Source organism: Streptomyces sp. NPDC021562, assembly GCF_040640875.1.
GTDB lineage: Bacteria > Actinomycetota > Actinomycetes > Streptomycetales > Streptomycetaceae > Streptomyces.
In genome coordinates this window covers 221,408-238,928 of record NZ_JBFACN010000009.1, presented here as the reverse complement: position 1 = coordinate 238,928, position 17,521 = coordinate 221,408, and the positions used below count along the sequence as shown (strand labels likewise).

Genomic DNA, 17,521 nt, shown 5'->3' with positions numbered 1-17,521 from the left:
GTCGAACGTCTGGTCGCGAGGGGGAGCCGCCATGGATCTCGCTGAGATCTCCCGGGTGCTGCGCAGGCGCTGGTACGTCCTGCTGCCGGGACTGCTGCTGACCGCCGGTCTGGTCTTCGCGGTGACCGTGCTGGTCCCGGTGACGTACCAGTCGCAGAGCACCGTGGTGCTGCTGAACTCCCAGAAGGCGACCCTGGCCTACGACGGCAATCCCTTCCTCAGCACCCAGACCTCGCTCACCGGCATGGCCGACAGCCTGGCCCGCAACCTCAACTCCGACGACTCGCTGCGGGATCTCAAGGCCCGCGGCGCCAAGGGCACGGTGCAGGCCAAGCTCGCCGACAACGCGCAGGGGCCGCTGCTGTGGCTCACCGTCACCGGCACCGACAAGGCCGCGGTGCTGTCCTCGGACAGGATCCTGACCGCGTACGCCAGGGAACGGCTCGACCAGTTCCAGAAGCAGCAGTCGGTCGCCCCCAAGGCCATGATCCGGATGACGACGATCGTGCCGCCGCAGAACCCGGCGGCCCAGACCAAGACGCGGCTGGAGTACATGGTCATGGCCGGGGCCCTGGGTCTCGTCCTCACCCTGGCCGCCGCCTTCTACGCGGAGGCGCGCAAGCGCCCGCACGGGCCGTCCGCCGAGGCCGGGCCCGCGGGTCCCGCCGGACCCGACGAGAAGCCGGCCGCCGCGACGGCGCCGGCCGGGAAGTCGCTCGTCGAGGAGACCCTCGCCCTCCGGCAGCCGCCCAGCTGGTCGCAGTCCGCCGCCACCGCTCCGGCCGCCGCGGAGCCCGACCCGCCGCGGCCCGCCATGGCCGTGGCGTCCGCCGCCGAGCCACTCGACGAGGAGTCGACTCATGGACATCGCCCGCGCACCGGACAGCGGGACCGGTGAGACGAGCGAAGCGCCCGCTCCCCCCGGCCCGGTGACGGCCGCCGCGACCGGCACCGCCCCCTCCCTCGGCCGCAAGGTGCGTTCGGCGGCGCGGTGGAGCCTGGTCAACACCGTCGTGATGCGGCTGGGCAACTTCGCGACCGGCATCCTGCTGGCCCGCTTCGCCCTCGGCCCGGCGGAATGGGGCGTGTACGGCATCGCCCAGACCGTGCTGCTGGTCCTGCTCTCGGCGAACGAACTGGGCGTGGGCCTGGCCATCGTGCGCTGGGAGGGGGACGCCCGGCGGTTCGCGCCGACCGTGCTGACCCTGAGCACCCTCTCCAGCGGGCTGCTGTACGTGGCGCTGTTCGCGACGGCGCCGGCGGTGGCGGGCCTGCTGGGCTCGCCGCACGCGGCGGGCGTCCTGCGGGTGATGTGCCTGTGCGTGCTGATCGACGGGGTGGCCCAGGTCCCCGCCGGTTTCCTCACCCGGGAGTTCGCCCAGGGCAAGCGGATGATCATCGACGCGCTCAACTTCGTGATGAGCACCGCGGTGACGCTGCTGCTGGCCTTCGCGGGCCGGGGCGCGATGAGCTTCGCCTGGGGCGCGGTGGCCGGGAACGTCGTCACGCTGATCGGCTGCGCGCTGGCGGCCCCGGGCACCCTGAGGTTCGGCTGGGACTCCGGACAGGCCCGCGCGCTGCTGCGGTTCGGGCTGCCCCTGGCGGGGGCGAGCATGCTGGCCCTCGCGGTGGTCAACGTCGACACGATGGTGGTGGGCGCGACCCTCGGCAACGTGTCGCTCGGGTTCTACGTGCTCGCCTTCAACATCTCCGGCTGGCCCGTGCGCATCATCTCCGAGGCCGCCCGCCGGGTCTCCTTCGCCGGGTTCTCCCGCCTGGCCGGCTCGCCGCAGGCGCTCGCCAAGGGCTTCAGCCGGGCCCTGGGCGTGCTGATCACCGGCACCGTCCCGCTGTGTGTGCTGCTGGCCGGCCTCGCGGAGCCGGTCATCCGGCTGGTCTACGGCGGCCAGTGGGTCCCCGCGGCGGCCGCGCTGCCCTGGCTGATGGCGCTCGGCCTGATCCGCATCGGCGGCGAACTGGCCTACGACTGCCTGGTCGCGATCGGCCGACGCCGTTCGCTCTTCCTGGTGCAGGGTCTGTGGCTGGCGGCCCTGGTCCCGGTGCTCCTGGTGGCCGCGCACCTGAACGGCATCGTGGGGGTATCCCAGGGTCATGTCCTGGTCGCGGGCGGCCTGGTGGTGCCCGTGTTCCTGGTCGCCCTGCACCGCGGCGGCATCGGCCTCGGCCGGATCGCACGGGCCTGTGCCTGGCCGTTCCTGGGCGGGGCCGTGATGACCGTGATCGTCCTCGGTCTGCGGGCTCCGCTCGGCGACGGGCGGCTCGCGCTCCTCATCACCGGAACCGTCGCGCTGGTCGGCTACGCGGTGTGCGTGCTGCCCAGCCGTGACTTCCTGCGCGGGGTGGAACACCCCCGGGCGGCCGCCCGCGTCGGCTCCTCACCCCAGGGCACGAGGTGACCCCATGCCACGACGTACCGCCCTCGCCAGGATCGCGGGACCGCTGCTCGCGGGACTGCTTGCCGTCCTCGTGACCGCCTGCTCGGGATCGGCCGGATCCGCCCCGCCGGACTGCCCGGACTCCGCGCTGACCTGCCCGGCGAGCGGACCGACAGGGACTTCGGCGACGCCGGGAACGCCCGGAACGGCGGGCGCCGCCTCGCCGACCTCGGCCACCGGGACGCCCACCGGCACCGGCGCCACGGCCGGCGGCGGCGCGTCCGGGAAGCCGGCGCCGCAGGCCGCCTGCGCCTCCCCCGCCGCCTGCGGGTTCCCCGACGCCCGCAGCACCGGACCGCGCATCCCGCTCACCCCGCACCGGACCGGCAACCTGTCCGTCCGCGAGAACGGCACGGTCATCCGGGGCTGGGACATCACCGGCTCGCTCGACATCTACGCCGACGACGTCACCGTCATCGACACCAGGATCACCTCCGCCAACTGGTGGGGCGTCAACCTGCGTCCCGGCTACAAGGGGCTGCGGATCCTGCACACCACCATCACCGCCGTCCCCGGCAAGGGACCGGACAACGGCGGCGTGGACTACGCGGTGTCGAACATGGGGACCAGCTCCGTCGAGGTCGGCTGGTGCGACGTCTCGGTGTTCGGCGACGCCCTGTCCATGGGCCAGGGCGACATCCACGACAACTACGTCCACGACATCGCGCCGTTCGTGAACCAGAGCGGCGAGTGGCAGCACACCAACGCGGTGATCAGCGGCGGCGGCAACACCGGGCACCTGGTCATCCGCCACAACACGCTGCTCAACCCGACCGGTCTGAAGCAGGGGGCCTCGGGCAGCATCGGCCTGTTCGCCGACACCGGGGTCGTCCGCAACGTCACCGTCGACCGCAACTGGATCGCGGGCGGCGCCTACGCCCTCTACGGCGGTGCCACCGGCGCCACCGGGATCAAGGTCACGAACAACGTGTTCTCCACCCAGTACCACCCCGCGTCCGGCGGGTACGGCACGGTCGCCCACTGGAACGCGGACGGCGCCGGGAACGAGTGGCGCGGCAACCGGCTGTCCGACGGCCGCCCGGTGCGGCCGGAGCCGTCCCCGTGACCGGCACCGTGGCGCACCGCGTCGCGCGGGCGCCCTGGACGCTGCTGAAGGCGCTGTTCGGCTGGCTGGTGCTGTTCGAGGCCAGGAACAAGGTGCTGCTCGCCCCGAGCGCGGTGCGGCTGCGCCGGACGGAGGAGGCCGAGGCCCGGCGGCTGGCGGCCGCGCTGCCCGCGCCGCCCACGGCGCTGGTCGCCACGGTGATCGCCACCCACCGGCGGCCCGAGGCACTGCGGGCCGCGGTCCGCTCGGCCCTGGACCAGACGGTGCGCGACCAGGTCGTCGTGGTGGTCGACGACGGCGCCGGGCTGCCCGAACTGCCCGACGATCCACGGCTGTTCGCCGTCTCGCTGGCCCGCAACACCGGGGTCGCGGGCGTGGTGCGCAACGTCGGCATCCGCCTCACCCGCTCCCGGTACGTGGCGTTCCTCGACGACGACAACCTGTGGGAACCCGACCACCTGGAGCGGGCGTTGGCGGTCCTGGAGGCCCCCGGCGGTCCCGACGCCGTGTACACGGCGCTGCGCCGCGTGCGGCCCGACGGCAGTGAGAACGACGTCCTCTCGGTCCCGTACGACCGGCGCCGGGCCGCACGCGAGGCCTTCCTGGACACCAACGCCTTCGTCGCCCGCCGCACCCGCGCCCTGTACTTCAGCCGGCTGCGCCGGACCCCCGAGGTGCTGCCCCGGGAGGACTGGGAACTGATCCGCCGGTACGCGCGCAGGCACCGGGTACGTCATCTGCCGCACCCCACCGTCCGGTACCTGATGAACCCGGCCAGCTTCTACACCCAATGGCGCCAGCCCAGTTGAGGCCCGCTCTTCCGTCCCCTCCGATCCCAGGTGGTTGATCCCGTGGCACCGTCCCGCGCCCTCAGGAACAAGTTCGTCGACGCCCCCGGCTCACTGGGCGAGAAACTCCGCATCGCCCGCTGGGAACGCTTCCGGCGCTGCTTCCCCGGCATCGAGAACATGAGCGTGGTGGACCTGGGCGGCACGGCGGAGATGTGGCTGCGCGCCCCCGTGCGCGCCAAGCACGTCCACCTGATCAACCTGGAGGCGCACCCCGTCGAACTGCCCGACTGGATCACCGCCGGGAACGCCGACGTCACCGACCCGGAGACCGCCGCCGCGCTGAGCGCCGAGGGCGGCTACGACCTGGTGTTCTCCAACTCGACCATCGAGCACGTCGGCGGCCACAGCCAGCGGCGGAGGTTCGTCGCCGCCGTGGAGCGGCTGGCCCCGCTGCACTGGGTCCAGACGCCGTACCGCTACTTTCCGGTCGAGCCGCACTTCGTGGCCCCCGGCTTCCAGTTCCTGCCGCTGGCCGCGCGGGCCCGTCTGGTGCGGCGCTGGCCGCTGGTGCACAGCCGCCCCGACAGCCCTCAGTCCGCGATGGACGCCGTCGTCAACATCGAACTGCTGACCCGCGCCGAGATGCGCTACCTCTTCCCCCGCTCGGCGCTGCTGAGCGAGCGGGTGCTCGGGGTGCCGAAGTCGCTGATCGCGGTGCGGACACGGCCGGCGCGCTGACGGTCCGGGCCGCCGGGGACGGCGGCGCCTGCGCACGGCCGCCCGGCTCACGGTCCCGGCACCCCGCGCAGCGCGCCCGGGCGGGCCAGTTCGGCCGCGGCCGCCCTGCTGGCCGGGCGGCCCAGAGCGGCCCGTGAGGTCTCGCGGAGCAGTACGGCGGCCCGGAACGCGGCCGTCGCCAGTGGGCCGTGCCGGCGCCGGTACAACCGGACCCGGTTGAGGGTGAGCAGGGTCCACAGCCGGGGCGAGACGCGGGAGTCGCCGCCCAGGTGGACGGCGTCGGCGGTCGGCTCCAGGCGGGTGGCGTAGCCCAGGTCGCGGGCCCGCAGGCAGAACTCGGTCTCCTCCGAGTAGAGGAAGAAGGACTCGTCCCAGGGCCCGCAGGCGGCCAGGCACTCGGCGGAGACCGCCATCAGCGCGCCGGTCGCCCAGTCCGCGCGGGTCGGACGCCGGTAGGCGCCGGGGTCGGTGACCAGCTCGCTCAGGGCCGGGAAGCGCCCCGCCCTGGTGTTGCCGATCACCGCCTCGCCGAGCGCCCGCAGCACGGTCGGCTCCCGGCGCAGGGAACGGTGCGGGGTGTCCGAGCCCTCCTCGTAGAGCAGGGGTACGGCGATCCCGACCCCGTCCCCGAGACTGCCGACGAGGCGTGCGGCGCAGCCAGGCCGCATCCGGGTGTCGGGGTTGCAGATCAGCACGGCGTCGGGCTCCCCCGCGGCCCGCAGCGCCGCGTTGACCCCGGCCGCGTACCCGGCGTTGCGGCCGGTCCCGACGACGGTGGCGGCCGGGGCGAGGGTCCGCAGCACCTCGACGGTGTCGTCGGCGGAGTCGTTGTCGGCGACGACCAGCCGCCAGTCGAGGCCGGTCATGCCGTGCGGCAGCGCGGCGAGGAACCCGGGCAGCAGCTGGGCGCTGTTCCAGGTGACGACGATGACGGCGACGCTGCTCATCGGGACTCCACGAGTCGGGGAAGGTCGGCCTCGGGCACTGCGGGTGCCGCACGGGGCGCGGGGACTTCGGGGGCCGCCTCGCGCCGGATGAAACCGAGGTAGCTGCCGCCGGCGCCCAGGGTCAGGAAGAACATCCCGGCGTACATGGGGAAGCTCAGCGCGTCGAAGGTGGCGCTGATGACCAGGGCGACCAGGGCCGAGGCGAGGAACGCCTGGCCGAGCTCCCGGTCCGACTCGGTGCGGGCGAGCCTGCGGATGGCACCGCCCTGGTGGATCCCGGTGACGAACAGCACGAGCAGCGCGACCAGTCCGAGGACGCCCATCTCGGCCAGGGTCAGCATGTACTGGTTGTCGGTGAAGAAGTACAGGTCGGGGGTGAAGGTGCCGAACCCGCGCCCGAACCACGGGTGTTCCTTCAGGTAGGGGACGATCGCGCTGTACTTCACGGTGCGCGCCTGGGTGCTGCTGTCGGAGTTGGACAGGAAGCTGGCGAACAGACCGGTGATGGTCCCGATCAGCCCCGGGATGATCACCTTGAAGACGGCCACCGAGCCCAGGATCAGACCGATCGCGGACCAGCGGCGCTGCGGCTTCCAGCGCGGGACCATCACCAGGATCACGATGAAGACGCCGATGATGGAGGTGCGGGACACCGTCAGCGGCAGCGCGCCCGCCATGATCGCCACCGGTCCCCACCGGCGCAGCGCGCCCGCGTGCCGGCGCACCGGGTCGAAGGCCTGGTGGACGGCGAAGGGGACCAGGATGGCGAGCATGCCGCCGAACTCCAGCGGATGGGACGTGGTGGAGCGCGGCCGGGTGAACGAGCCGCGGTCCATGGTGCTGATGCCGGCCGTGCTGGAGTGCAGGCCCGGGATGTGGATGGAGTCCGCGATGTTGGTGGCCGCGAAGAAGTCGTAGTAGCCGATGAGGGCCACCACCGTGCCCAGCACGACGACCCGGCGCATCAGCGTGTCCAGGCGGCTCCGCTCCTGGATGCCGGCCGAGGAGAGCACCACCAGCGCGGTCCACACGCCGAGTCCGATGAGGCCCCGGTCGGCGCCCAGCACCTCCTCGTGGGAGCTCTCGCGGGTCGCGTCCGCGAGGTAGGACAGCAGGACCGCCGCCGCGAGCACGCACATGGCCACGCGCGGGAGCCTGGTGTCCCTGGCCGGCAGGATGCGGCCGCCGAGCCAGGTCGCGAGGTACCAGAGGAGTCCCAGCAGGGCGAACACGTTGGCCGGGGTGCCGACGCCGCCGAGCGCGGGCAGGGTGAGGTTCGAGGGGACGAAGAAGGCCAGCACCAGGTAGCCGCTGAGGATCGTCGTGGCGTCCAGCCTGCGCACCAGCAGCCCCCTGGGCCGCTCGGGCGGGCTCGCGCGGTGGCGCCGGGGCACGTAGCCGGCCAGGGCGCGTCCGCGGCGGCGTACCACCGCGACGCCCTCGGCCAGGATGGACAGCAGGAACGCGCCGACCATCCCGGCGATGAGGACCGCCGCGATGTTCTGGTAGCGGCTCTTCGACTGCGAGACCGGGGTCTGCGGCAGGACCACCGGCGCGGTCTGCACCGCGTACCCCTTCGGCACCCGGGAGGCGGCCTGCAGGGCTTTGAGCTGCTCCCCGGTGAAGTCGGTGAGGGTGGTGGTCTCGCGGAGCACCTTCGCCCGGTCGGTCCCGGTGACGCCGAGGGTGAGCAGCGGGCTGTCGGACTGCGCCGCGAAGCCGACCGTGTACGGGTCCGTGACGCCGCGCGAGCGGAGTTCCTTCGCGGAGTCGCCGGACTGGAGCGTCCTGATCAGCACGTCGGCGGTGACGACCAGCGAACCGCCCGCGTTCGCGATCGGGTTGCCGAAGGTGGGCGCCATGTCGGCGATCGCCGTGGAGTCGAGCAGGGTGACGGAGCTCTGCGACTCGTAGGACACCGGGATGGTGCGGTACAGGTATCCGCCGGCGAACAGGCTGAGCAGGGTGAGGGGCACCATGAAGTACCAGCGCCTGCGCATGATCGCCAAGAGGTCGGCGAGGCTCATGAGATCTCCCTTTTGGTGGCGGTTCGCCCCGGCGCCTGCGAGGATCGGTGGCGACGGAAGGAATCCCCGTGTCGCCTCGTGACGTCGCCGAAGCGCTGCTCCGCCGGTGGTACGTGCTGCTGTTCGCGCTGGTGCTGACGGCGGCCGGTGCCTACCAGGTGCTGCATCCCGCACCGCGGTACCTGAGTTCGGCGGTGATCGTGCTCAAACCGCCCGTGACCGGCAAGCAGCCCAACCAGCTGACGAACCTCCAACCGCCGCTGGCCACCCTGTCGTACGGCGTGATCCAGCAGTTGGAGTCGCCCGCCGGGCGCAGGGAGCTGGCCGCCGCCGGGGTGGACGGGACGTACCAGCTGATCCCGCGCAACAGCGGGACCAGTGCGACGCCGCGCTACCTGATCCCCTCGGTCCAGGTGCAGGCGCAGCGTTCCTCCGTCGTCGACGCCGACACCGCGGTGAGCCGGGTCATCGACGTGTACACCCGGCACGTGACGGCTCTCCAGGCCGCCGAGGGCGTCGCCCCCGAGGCGCGGATCAGCGCCTCGGTCCTGGTCGCCGCGAGCGCCGCGCCGGTACAGGGCACCAGGACCCGGGCGCTGGCGGGCACCGCTCTGCTGGGCGGCGTCGGCGGGATCGTGGTGGCGCTCTGGTGCGACCGGTACGCGCTGCGCCGCAGGGCCGGGAAGGGCGGTCTCGCGGAGCCGGTCCGCCCCGCCGGCCGGGTCCCCGTCACGGGCTGACCGGAACTGGTGGTCCATCAGATGCCGCGGCGCTTCCAGGACTCCCACCACAGCGCCTCCCGGCCGCGTTCGGCCACGGCCGACCACACCAGGGGCTGCAGGTACGGCATCGCCTTCGGGCCGATCCGTCTGCGCAGCCGCAGCGCGCGGTACTCGGGCAGGGTCCGGTATCCCGGCAGGCACTGCGCGGCGAACGCCACGCACTCCTCGACCGGTACGACGTCGGTACGGCCCCGGTCGTAGGCCCGGTAGGCACGGCGCAGGGCGTGGCGGGCGAGGCGGGTGTGGACCTGCTCGGCCAGGCGGTCGGGGTGCGGCAGCCGGTCCCCGCACTTGGTGAGCACCGAGTCGAAGGCGACCAGGCGCTGGCGCAGGTCGTCGAGCTGGCCGCCGAAGTCGACGGTGGACATGTTCTTGCCGTGCACGCGGTAGTACGCCTGGTCGGCGCCGCGTATGTAGCCGACGTCGGCGTGGGCGGCGAGCCGCATCCACATCTCGATGTCACCGGCGTGCGGCAGCGCGGGGTCGTAGCCGCCGACCTTGCGCTGGAGGTCGGTGCGGACGACGACCTCCGGGGAGGTGATGCAGCCGGTGCCCTCGCGGAAGCGGCGCTCCAGCCACCACTGGCCGGGGTAGACGACCGAACCGGTGCTGCGCGTACGGGCCTTGGGCAGCGGCCCGCCGTGCCGGAAGCGCAGCGGGCGCCCGTAGGCGAACCCCGCCTGCGGGTGGGCGTCCAGGAGGGCGGCGGCCCGGACCAGCGCACCCGGCACCAGCCGGTCGTCGGCGGACAGGAGGGCCACGTAGTCTCCGTCGGCCCACTCCATCAGGCCCTCGTTGTAGGTGGCGATGTGTCCCTTGTTCGTCTCGTGGACGAGGACCTCGATCCGCGGGTCGGCGGCGGCCAGCTTGCGCGCGGCCTCGGCCGAGTCGTCGGGGGAGGCGTCGTCGATGATGAGCACGCGGACGTCGACGCCGTCCTGCTCGTCCAGGACGCTGCTCACGCAGTCGGCGAGGAAGTGGCCGTACTTGTAGCAGGGGATCACAACACTGACGCTGCTCATCGGTGGTGAAGCCAATCCCCGTCGGTGGCCCGCGACCTGGCGGACGCGGGCCACCGACGGTGTGTGGGGACGGGTCAGTTCTTTTTCTTCTTGTAGGTGGTCTTGCTGGTGAGCGTCCAACTCCGGGACGTCACCGTGTCGCGGTGCCTGTCCTTCGCCGTGACCGTGACCTCGAACCGGGTGCCGTCCGGCAGCGGCGCGGACAGGTGGACGGTCGCCCGGTGGGTCCTGCGGTCGTAGGAGACGACGGCCGTGACATGGAGCTTCCGGGCCGCCGCGGAACCCTTCAGGACGGTCACGGTCGCCTGGACGGACGTCACCGCAGCCTTGGCGGGGACGGCCAGGACGAGGGCGTTCGCGGCGTCGGCGGTGTGCGCCACGGTGGCCGCGGTCACCTCCGAGGCGGCGACCGACGCGGCCAGCGAGGTGCTCGGGTCGTCGGCGGTGAAGACGGGGCCGACCCAGTAGTTCGAGGATCCGTAGGAACCGCTGGGGAAGGCCGGGCCGCTGCCGTACCGGTAGAGCCCGTTGTGGTGCGTGGTGGTGTCGGCCGTGGCCGTCAGCGGATAGGACTTGTGGGCCGCCGCGAAGTATCCGCCGTCCACGGCGTAGTTGCCGTTGGGGGCGTGGTAGGAGACCACGTACGGGGTGTCCGCGGTGATCGCCACCGGGGAGGCGAAGGTCAGCGTCTGCCAGCCGGAGGCCGTCTCGTTGGTGAAGGTGCCGCTGGCGAGCAGGGTGCCGCCGTCGGTCCACAGGCTGCCGGTGTGGGTGCCGGTGTTGCCGGTGCCCTTGTAGAAGGAGACGCCGGTGACCCAGCCGGCCGCCGACGAGGTGAACCGGGTGCCCAGTTCGACGGAGTTGGAGTCGGCGGTCATGTCGGGGGTCGCCGGCACGGTGGCGGAACTCCACAGCGAGCAGGGGCAGGTGACCGCGGGCGGCGTGGAACTGGTGGTGAACGACCAGGTCACCGGGTCCGTCATGGCGTTGCCCCAGACGTCGGAGGCCTGCACGGACGCGGTGTACGCGGTGTTCAGGTCCAGCTCCGTCGACGGCGTGAAGGCCGCCTTGTTCGACGCGGGGAAGGTGACGGTCCCGGGCACGGTGTCACCGGCCGCGTCCTTCACGGTGAAGGTCACGCTGTCGGTGTCGACGGCCGAGCTGAAGGTGGCCGACACCGGTGCCGTGATCGACGCCCCGGTGGCCCCGGAGGTCGGGGAGGTCGAGCTGACGGTGGGCGGGGTCGTGCTGGCCGTCGAGGTGTCCAGCACCACGTCCACCCAGTAGTTGCTGCCCGAGGACTGCGAGGACGGGAAGGCGCTGGCCGAACCGTAGTGGAAGACGCCGTTGCCGCCGTCGACGCCCGACTTCAGCGCGGTCAGCGGAGCCAGTCCCGCGTCGCTGTCGGCGAGGGTGGTGTCGAAGGAGTAGCCGCCGTTGGGGGCGAAGTACGAGGCGACGTAGGTGGTGTTGGCCTTGACGGTCACCGGGGTGGCGAAGTTCAGCTGCTGCCAGCCGGAGGCCGTCTCGTTCGTGAAGGTGCCGGTGGCCAGCCGGGTGCCGGAGGCGGTCCACAGGCTGCCGGTGTGGGTTCCGGTGTTGGCGGGCGACTTGTAGAAGCGCACTGCGGTGACCGAACCGGCCACGGTGGTGCGGAACTTGACGCCCAGCTCCAGTGAGCTGCCGTCGCCGGCGTTGACGGTGCCGGGCACGGCGGAGGCCGGCCAGATGGTGCAGGGGCAGGCCTGCGGTCCGACGGTCAGCGGGATGGTGGTGACGGATCCGATGTTGACGCTGTCGTCGACCGCGCGGACCTTGACGGACGCGGCGCCCGGGGTGCTCGGGGTCCAGGTGTAGCTCCACGAGGTCAGGCCGGTGGCGGCCTGCCAGGTCGAGCCGCCGTCCGTGGACACCTCGACGCGGGCGACCACGCCGCCGGAGTCGGTGGCGGTGCCCTTGACGGTGACCGGCTTCAGCGCCGGGACGGTGATCCCGGAGGCCGGGCTGGTCACGGTGACCGTGGGCCCGGTCGTGTCGGTGGAGGCGGCGGCCGCGGCCAGGTTGCTCTGCCGGGTCAGCGGCTGGACGCCCATGTCGGCGAGGACGTTCACCGTCGCCTGCTGCATCCGGGAGTCCTCGGTGACCACCGTGTCGCCGGGGTTGTAGGTGGGCACGTTGGTCAGGCCCCACGACCACTGGACGGTCCCCGACCCGAACACCAGCGCCCCGGAGTCCTGGTCGCGGAACTCGACCAGGTTGTGGGTGGCCGTGCCGTTGCCGTAGACGTTGCCCCAGTCCTGGCGGAGCTTGCCGTCCTGGATGTCGACCGTGGTGGACGACACGTCGATGGCGCCGGCCGGTCTGGTGGCGTTGGCGATGTCGCTGTCCCACTCGTAGCCGAGCGTGCCGGTCGGGAAGGTCGCGGTCTGGGCGGAGGTCAGGTTGGCGATGGAGGTGTTGCGCCAGATGCGGTTCCTGCCGTACGAGCCGGGGACCGTGATGGCGTCGCTGCGGTAGCCGTTCACCGTGAACATGGAGCCGGTGAGGATGTTCGGCGGCTGGTAGGACTGGCCGTAGGCGGTGCTGGTCGGGTCCATCCAGGTGCCGGTCCAGACGCCGCTCGGGTCGGCGATGCCGTTGTTCTGCGCCATCTTGGTCATCTTGTAGCAGACCAGGGTGCGGTCCGCGGTGCCCGTGCCGTCGATGCTGGGGGCGAGCCTGGTCTTCCAGAAGACCTCGTTGCCGCTGAAGAAGGCCTCACGGACACCGGCCTTGCGAGCCGCCAGGACGTTGGCGTACTGGGTCGCCGTCCAGTACTCGTCGTGTCCCGAGGACATGTACACCTTGTGCTTCTCCAGCTGGGCGGCGCCGCCCGGCTGCGAGACGTCCACGCCGGAGGTGTAGGTGACGTCGTAGCCGTTGCGTTCCAGCCAGGACAGCATCATGTACTCGGAGCCGTAGATGCCGTTGTCGCCGCCGATGTCCAGCGGCCGGTTGTAGCTGACCTCGTAGGCGCGGCCGTCCGGCGCGGGCCCGGCGCCGTCGTAGAGGTCCTGGCCGCCGTACTCGTTGTAGGCCTGCCAGGTCTGGTCGCTGGTCTGCACGACCATGTCGGCGGTGCTGGAGTCGTTGCGGACGACGAACGGGTACGGCATCAGGCCGTCGCCGTCGGTCTGCGTGAGGTTCGCGATGTACAGGCCGGACACGGCGTCGCCGGGCACCGTCCAGGTCGCGGTCACCGGCCAGTTGCCGCAGTCCACCAGCCCGGTGCTGCTCTTCGTCGTGCAGCTCGCGGGCTTGGTGGTGAAGTTGGCCGGGTAGGTCACGGCCGCCTGGGCCGCCGTCGACATCTGGCGGGCACCGTCGCCGCCGTACCAGCCCAGCCGGTAGATCTGGATGGTGTACGGGGTCTTCGACTGGACCTTGAACTGGACGGTGTCCCCGGCCTGGACGCTCTCCTTGGTGGTGAAGCCCTTGATGTCGCCGTAGGCGTTGGGTGAGAACCAGTCGGTCTTGGGGCTGCCCGGCTTGGAGTTCTCGCACACGATCGGGTTCGACCCCGAACCGCAGGGATCGGACGCCGCCTGGGCGGACCCGGCCAGCGGGAGCACCGCCAGTATCAACGCGACCACGACGGCGAGGCGCCCGCCCCGGATCCGTCTGCTCCATTTTTCCATGTGTACCTCTCAGCGGTGCTGTGCTGGTCCGGCCCGCGGGGCCGAGGTGGTGCGGGGGGTGGCGGTGGGGACGGGTGCCGGTCAGCCGCGGAGCGCGTCCGCGAACGCGTCCACGACGCGCTGCTGCTGGCCGGGGGTGATCTGCGGGTACAGCGGCAGCGAGAGGATCCGGTCGGCCGCCTGCTCCGCGTTCGGGAAGTCGCCCCGGGCGTACCCGAGGTGCCGGTACGCGGGCGTCAGGTGGACCGGGGCCGGATAGTGCACGCCGGCGCCGATGCCTTCGGCGCCCAGCTTCCCGACGACGGCGTCGCGGTCGGCGTCGGTGACCTGGACGACGTACAGGTGCCAGACGTGGACGTTGCCAGGGGCGGTGACCGGGAGGACGACGCGGCCCGCGGCCGCCAGATCGGCGAGCAGTTCGTCGTAGCGGGCCGCCGCCGCCCGGCGGGCCGCGTTGCCGTCGGCCAGCCGCTTGAGCTTGGCCCGCAGGACCACGGCCTGCAGTCCGTCCAGGCGGCTGTTGAAGCCGGGGACGTCGTGGCGGTACTTGGCGACGCCGCCGTGGTTGGCGATCGCCCGCACCTGCCCGGCGCGTTCCCCGTCGTCGGTGAGCACCGCGCCCGCGTCGCCGTAGGCGCCGAGGTTCTTGCCCGGGTAGAAGCTGGTGGCGGCGATGCCGCCACTGCCGGGCGCGCGCCCGTCGCGGGTGGCGCCCTGGCACTGGGCCGCGTCCTCCACGACGCTCACCCGCTCGGGCAGTGCGGCGGTCAGTGCCGCGACCTCGGCCAGCTGCCCGTACAGGTGGACCGGTACGACCGCGCGGGTGGCGGGCCCGACGGCGGCCAGCGCGGCCTCGGGGTCGAGCAGGTGGCTGCCGGGCAGGCAGTCGGCGAGGACCGGGCGGGCCCCGATCCGGGCCACCGCGCCGGCCGTGGCGATGAAGGTGTTCGCGGGCACCACCACCTCGTCGCCGGGCCCGACCCCGCTCGCGCGCAGGGCGAGTTCGACGGCGTCGGTGCCGTTGGCGACGCCCACGCAGTGCTCGACGCCGCCGAACGCGGCGTACTCGCGCTCGAAGGCGCGCACTTCGTCGCCGCCGACGAAGGCGGTGCCGGCCAGGACCCTGTCGAATCCGGCCCGCACCTCGTCGGCGACCTCCTGGTGGGCCGCCTTGAGGTCCACAAGAGGAATCTGGTTCATGTCAGCGGTCCCCCCACTGTTCGCATCGCGAGTTGATCCAGCGCGGGCGCGTCCGCCGCGCGCAGCCGCCGGGCCGGGCTCCCCACCCAGACCTCGCCCGGCGGCACATCGCCGAGCACGGCACTGCCCATTCCGACCAGCGACCAGGCGCCGACCGTGGTGCCCTCCCGGACCAGGGCCCCGGAACCCACGTAGGCGCCCTGCTCCAGCCGCGTCCCCCCGCCCAGCCGGACACCGGACGTGATCGTCGCGAAGTCCTCGACCACGTCGTCATGGGTCAGGACGGCCTGGGGCATCACGGCGACGTGCGCGCCCACCCGCACGGCGGCGGTGAGCGCGCAGTGCGCGAGCAGCACCGAGCCGGGGCCGATCCGGGACGTCCGGGAGACCGCCGCCGTCGGGTGGACGACGGTGGCGTAGCGCTCCGCGGGCAGGGCGAGCCTGTGGACCAGCCGGGCCCGGGCCGCGTAGTCCCGTGGGTTGCCCACGCAGATCACCACCCGGGCGCCGGGCAGGTCGTGCACCAGGTCGCAGCCGCCGAGGACGGGCACGCCGTCCACCTCGGTGCCGTGCAGGGCCGGGTCGTCGTCCAGGTGCCCGAGCAGTTCGGCCTCGCCCGCGTCCCGGACGGCCTGTGCGGTCTCCCGGGCGAAGCCGCCGGCGCCGACGATCACGAGTCCGGTCATCTTCGGGCCTGTTCGCGCAGCGCCGCCACGACCCGGTCCTGCTGGGCCTCGGTCATGGTGTGGAACAGCGGCAGGATGAGCGAGTCGCGGCTGATCCGCTCGGTGACGGGCAGCGGCCCGTGCGGGTGGTCCGCGTAGGCGGGTTCGAGGTGCGCGGCCATGATGCCGCGCCGGGCGGAGACACCGGCCTCGGACAGCGCGCCGAGCAGGTCGTCCCGGCCGAGGGGGAAGTCCTCGTCCAGCAGCACCCAGTAGGACTGGAAGTTGCTCTGGCCGTACGCGGGGTCGCGCACGGGGGTGAGGCCGGGCACGTCGTGCAGCAACGCGTCGTAGCGGGCGGCCAGTTCGCGGCGGCGGGTGATCATCGCGTCGAGCTTGCCGAGCTGGACCAGGCCGACGGCGGCCTGGATGTCGGTCATCCGGTAGTTGAAGCCGACTTCGAGGTAGCTCTCCAGGACCGGCCTGTTGCTCGCGTGGCGTTCGGCCGCCGAGGCGTTCATGCCGTGCTCGCGCAGCCGGCGCAGCCGGGCCGCCCACTCGGCGTCGTCGGTGGTGATCATGCCGCCCTCGCCGGTGGTGACGACCTTGCGGGGGTGGAAGGACCAGGCGGCGAGCAGGGCGCCGTGGCCGACGGGCTTGCCGTCGACGGTGGAGCCGATGGCGCAGGCCGCGTCCTCGACCAGGGGCAGGTCCCAGTCGGCGCAGGCGGCCCGCAGGGTGTGCACGTCGGCCGGGACACCGCCCTGGTGGACGGCGAGCACGGCCCTGGTGCGGGCGGTGCGGACCGCGTCCACCGTGTCCCGGGTCAGGTTGGCGGTGGCGGGGTCGACGTCGGCGAACACCGGCTCGGCGCCGACGTACCGGACGGCGTTGGCGGTGGCGATGAAGGACAGCGAGGGCACCACGACCTCGTCGCCCGGGCCGATGCCGAGCGCGACGAGGGACAGGTGCAGGGCGGTCGTGCAGGAGCTGACGGCGATGCCGTGCTCGGCGCCCACCCGCTCGGCGAAGGCCTTCTCGAAGGCGGCGACCCGCGGGCCCTGGGCGACCCACCCGGACAGCACCGCGTCGGAGGCGGCCCGCGCCTCCTCCGCGCCGAGCCAGGGGATCATCACCGGGACGCGGTCGGTGCTCACTTGGCCGCCTCCCGCTCCGCGCGCCACCACTGGACCAGGTCCCGCAGGCCGGTGCGCAGGTCGATCCGCGCCTCGAAGCCGAGCCGCTCGGCGGCCCGCGAGGTGTCCGCGAGCCGGCGGACGACCGAGTTCACCGTGCGGGCGGGGCCGTGCACCGGCTCCAGGCCCTCGGCCCCCATCGCCGCGAGCAGCCCCTCGGCGAGTTCCTTGAGCGAGGTCTCGGTGCCGCTCGCGATGTTGAAGACCTCGTCGGTGACGTCCGACTCGGCGGCCAGCACGTTGGCCCTGGCGATGTCGCGGACGTCGACGAAGTCCATGGTCTGGCTGCCGTCGCCGAGGATCAGCGGGGGCTCGCCGGCCTCGATGCGCTCCATCCAGCGGATGAGCACCTCGGTGTACAGGCCGTGGATGTCCATCCGGGGGCCGTAGACGTTGAAGTAGCGCAGGGCCACGTAGTCCAGTCCGTACATGGCGTGGAAGCTGCGCAGCATGCCCTCGTTGAATGCCTTCGCGGCGCCGTAGAAGGTGTCGTTGTTGTACGGGTGGTGGCGCTCGGTCGTGGGGAACTCCTCGGCCATGCCGTAGACGGACGCCGAGGACGAGGCGATCACCTTGCCGACCCCGGCGGCGGCCGCCGCCTCCAGGACGTTGAAGGTGCCGTCGACCAGTACCTCGTTGGCGAGCCGCGGCTCCTCGGCGCACTGGGTGATGCGGATCGCGGCGAGGTGGAACACCAGGTCGGCGCCCTCGGTGACCTTCCGCACGGTGTCCGCGTCCCGGACGTCGCCCTCGACGATCTCCACCACGCCGCTGGGCAGGGCCCGGTCGAGGTTGGCCCGCCGCCCGCGCACGAAGTTGTCGAGTACGACCACCTCGCGGGCGCCGCCCTCGGCCAGCAGGTCGACCAGGTTGGAGCCGATGGTGCCCGCTCCCCCGGTGACCAGGATCTTCTTGCCGCGTACGCTGCTCAACTGCCGTTACCTTTCAGCGAAG

Annotated in this window: 14 protein-coding genes; 6 read left to right on the top strand and 8 right to left on the bottom strand. The window is 72.7% G+C overall.

Going from position 1 to position 17,521, the window contains the following annotated elements; all coding sequences use genetic code 11:
* The first annotated feature begins 31 nt into the window (after nucleotides 1-31).
* Genes AB0G52_RS16655 through AB0G52_RS16635 form a run of 5 tightly spaced genes read left to right on the top strand, consistent with a single transcriptional unit; the run spans nucleotide 32 to nucleotide 5,051 of the window.
* Complete coding sequence (locus AB0G52_RS16655) at nucleotides 32-898, top strand: chain length determinant protein (RefSeq protein ID WP_361337021.1); 867 nt, start codon at nucleotides 32-34, stop codon at nucleotides 896-898.
* Nucleotides 861-2,417 carry a lipopolysaccharide biosynthesis protein gene (locus AB0G52_RS16650; RefSeq protein ID WP_361337019.1) on the top strand — a complete coding sequence of 519 codons (1,557 nt, stop codon included), beginning with the start codon at nucleotides 861-863 and terminating at the stop codon, nucleotides 2,415-2,417. Before AB0G52_RS16655 ends, AB0G52_RS16650 begins: the two co-directional genes overlap by 38 nt.
* A gap of 4 nt (nucleotides 2,418-2,421) precedes the next feature.
* Entirely contained in the window at nucleotides 2,422-3,522 is a 1,101-nt protein-coding gene (locus AB0G52_RS16645) for a hypothetical protein (protein ID WP_132888038.1), read from the top strand.
* Complete coding sequence (locus AB0G52_RS16640) at nucleotides 3,519-4,331, top strand: glycosyltransferase family 2 protein (RefSeq protein WP_361337017.1); 813 nt, start codon at nucleotides 3,519-3,521, stop codon at nucleotides 4,329-4,331. Before AB0G52_RS16645 ends, AB0G52_RS16640 begins: the two co-directional genes overlap by 4 nt.
* 42 nt (nucleotides 4,332-4,373) lie before the next feature.
* A complete protein-coding gene (locus AB0G52_RS16635) occupies nucleotides 4,374-5,051 on the top strand; it encodes a class I SAM-dependent methyltransferase (protein ID WP_132888037.1) in 678 nt (225 codons plus the stop codon).
* 47 nt (nucleotides 5,052-5,098) lie between these two features.
* On the opposite strand, the gene AB0G52_RS16630 is transcribed toward AB0G52_RS16635, so the two are convergent.
* Entirely contained in the window at nucleotides 5,099-5,998 is a 900-nt protein-coding gene (locus AB0G52_RS16630; protein WP_132888036.1) for a glycosyltransferase family 2 protein, read from the bottom strand.
* Entirely contained in the window at nucleotides 5,995-8,025 is a 2,031-nt protein-coding gene (locus AB0G52_RS16625; protein WP_132888035.1) for an O-antigen ligase family protein, read from the bottom strand. Before AB0G52_RS16625 ends, AB0G52_RS16630 begins: the two co-directional genes overlap by 4 nt.
* 68 nt (nucleotides 8,026-8,093) lie before the next feature.
* Between AB0G52_RS16625 and AB0G52_RS16620 the strand changes: the two genes are divergently transcribed.
* Nucleotides 8,094-8,765: a hypothetical protein gene (locus AB0G52_RS16620; protein WP_361337014.1), complete on the top strand. Its 672-nt coding sequence runs from the start codon at nucleotides 8,094-8,096 to the stop codon at nucleotides 8,763-8,765.
* A 17-nt stretch (nucleotides 8,766-8,782) separates the two neighbouring features.
* Here the strand turns inward: AB0G52_RS16620 and AB0G52_RS16615 are convergent, their stop codons facing one another.
* From AB0G52_RS16615 to AB0G52_RS16590, 6 genes are all read right to left on the bottom strand, one after another.
* Nucleotides 8,783-9,829, bottom strand: a complete 1,047-nt coding sequence (locus AB0G52_RS16615; protein ID WP_132888033.1) for a glycosyltransferase — start codon at nucleotides 9,827-9,829, stop codon at nucleotides 8,783-8,785.
* A gap of 74 nt (nucleotides 9,830-9,903) precedes the next feature.
* Complete coding sequence (locus AB0G52_RS16610) at nucleotides 9,904-13,506, bottom strand: DUF4082 domain-containing protein (RefSeq protein ID WP_361337012.1); 3,603 nt, start codon at nucleotides 13,504-13,506, stop codon at nucleotides 9,904-9,906.
* Nucleotides 13,507-13,587: 81 nt separating this feature from the next.
* Nucleotides 13,588-14,706 (bottom strand): DegT/DnrJ/EryC1/StrS family aminotransferase, encoded by a 1,119-nt coding sequence (locus AB0G52_RS16605; RefSeq protein WP_132888031.1) that lies wholly within the window; start codon nucleotides 14,704-14,706, stop codon nucleotides 13,588-13,590.
* Entirely contained in the window at nucleotides 14,703-15,392 is a 690-nt protein-coding gene (locus tag AB0G52_RS16600) for an acetyltransferase (RefSeq protein WP_132888030.1), read from the bottom strand. Before AB0G52_RS16600 ends, AB0G52_RS16605 begins: the two co-directional genes overlap by 4 nt.
* Nucleotides 15,389-16,528, bottom strand: coding sequence for a DegT/DnrJ/EryC1/StrS family aminotransferase (locus tag AB0G52_RS16595; RefSeq protein WP_361337010.1), 1,140 nt, complete (start codon nucleotides 16,526-16,528; stop codon nucleotides 15,389-15,391). The genes AB0G52_RS16600 and AB0G52_RS16595 overlap by 4 nt, the downstream gene beginning before the upstream one ends.
* Nucleotides 16,525-17,499, bottom strand: a complete 975-nt coding sequence (locus AB0G52_RS16590; protein WP_361337008.1) for an SDR family NAD(P)-dependent oxidoreductase — start codon at nucleotides 17,497-17,499, stop codon at nucleotides 16,525-16,527. Before AB0G52_RS16590 ends, AB0G52_RS16595 begins: the two co-directional genes overlap by 4 nt.
* Between the last annotated feature and the right edge of the window lie 22 nt (nucleotides 17,500-17,521).

What these genes read in the sequence shown, in the direction of transcription:
- AB0G52_RS16600 (WP_132888030.1), bottom strand. Translation starts at nt 15,392, where the DNA reads ATGACCGGACTCGTGATCGTCGGCGCCGGCGGCTTCGCCCGGGAGACC.
- AB0G52_RS16625 (WP_132888035.1), bottom strand. Translation starts at nt 8,025, where the DNA reads ATGAGCCTCGCCGACCTCTTGGCGATCATGCGCAGGCGCTGGTACTTC.
- AB0G52_RS16650 (WP_361337019.1), top strand. Translation starts at nt 861, where the DNA reads ATGGACATCGCCCGCGCACCGGACAGCGGGACCGGTGAGACGAGCGAA.
- AB0G52_RS16610 (WP_361337012.1), bottom strand. Translation starts at nt 13,506, where the DNA reads ATGGAAAAATGGAGCAGACGGATCCGGGGCGGGCGCCTCGCCGTCGTG.
- AB0G52_RS16615 (WP_132888033.1), bottom strand. Translation starts at nt 9,829, where the DNA reads ATGAGCAGCGTCAGTGTTGTGATCCCCTGCTACAAGTACGGCCACTTC.
- AB0G52_RS16605 (WP_132888031.1), bottom strand. Translation starts at nt 14,706, where the DNA reads ATGAACCAGATTCCTCTTGTGGACCTCAAGGCGGCCCACCAGGAGGTC.
- AB0G52_RS16630 (WP_132888036.1), bottom strand. Translation starts at nt 5,998, where the DNA reads ATGAGCAGCGTCGCCGTCATCGTCGTCACCTGGAACAGCGCCCAGCTG.
- AB0G52_RS16655 (WP_361337021.1), top strand. Translation starts at nt 32, where the DNA reads ATGGATCTCGCTGAGATCTCCCGGGTGCTGCGCAGGCGCTGGTACGTC.
- AB0G52_RS16645 (WP_132888038.1), top strand. Translation starts at nt 2,422, where the DNA reads ATGCCACGACGTACCGCCCTCGCCAGGATCGCGGGACCGCTGCTCGCG.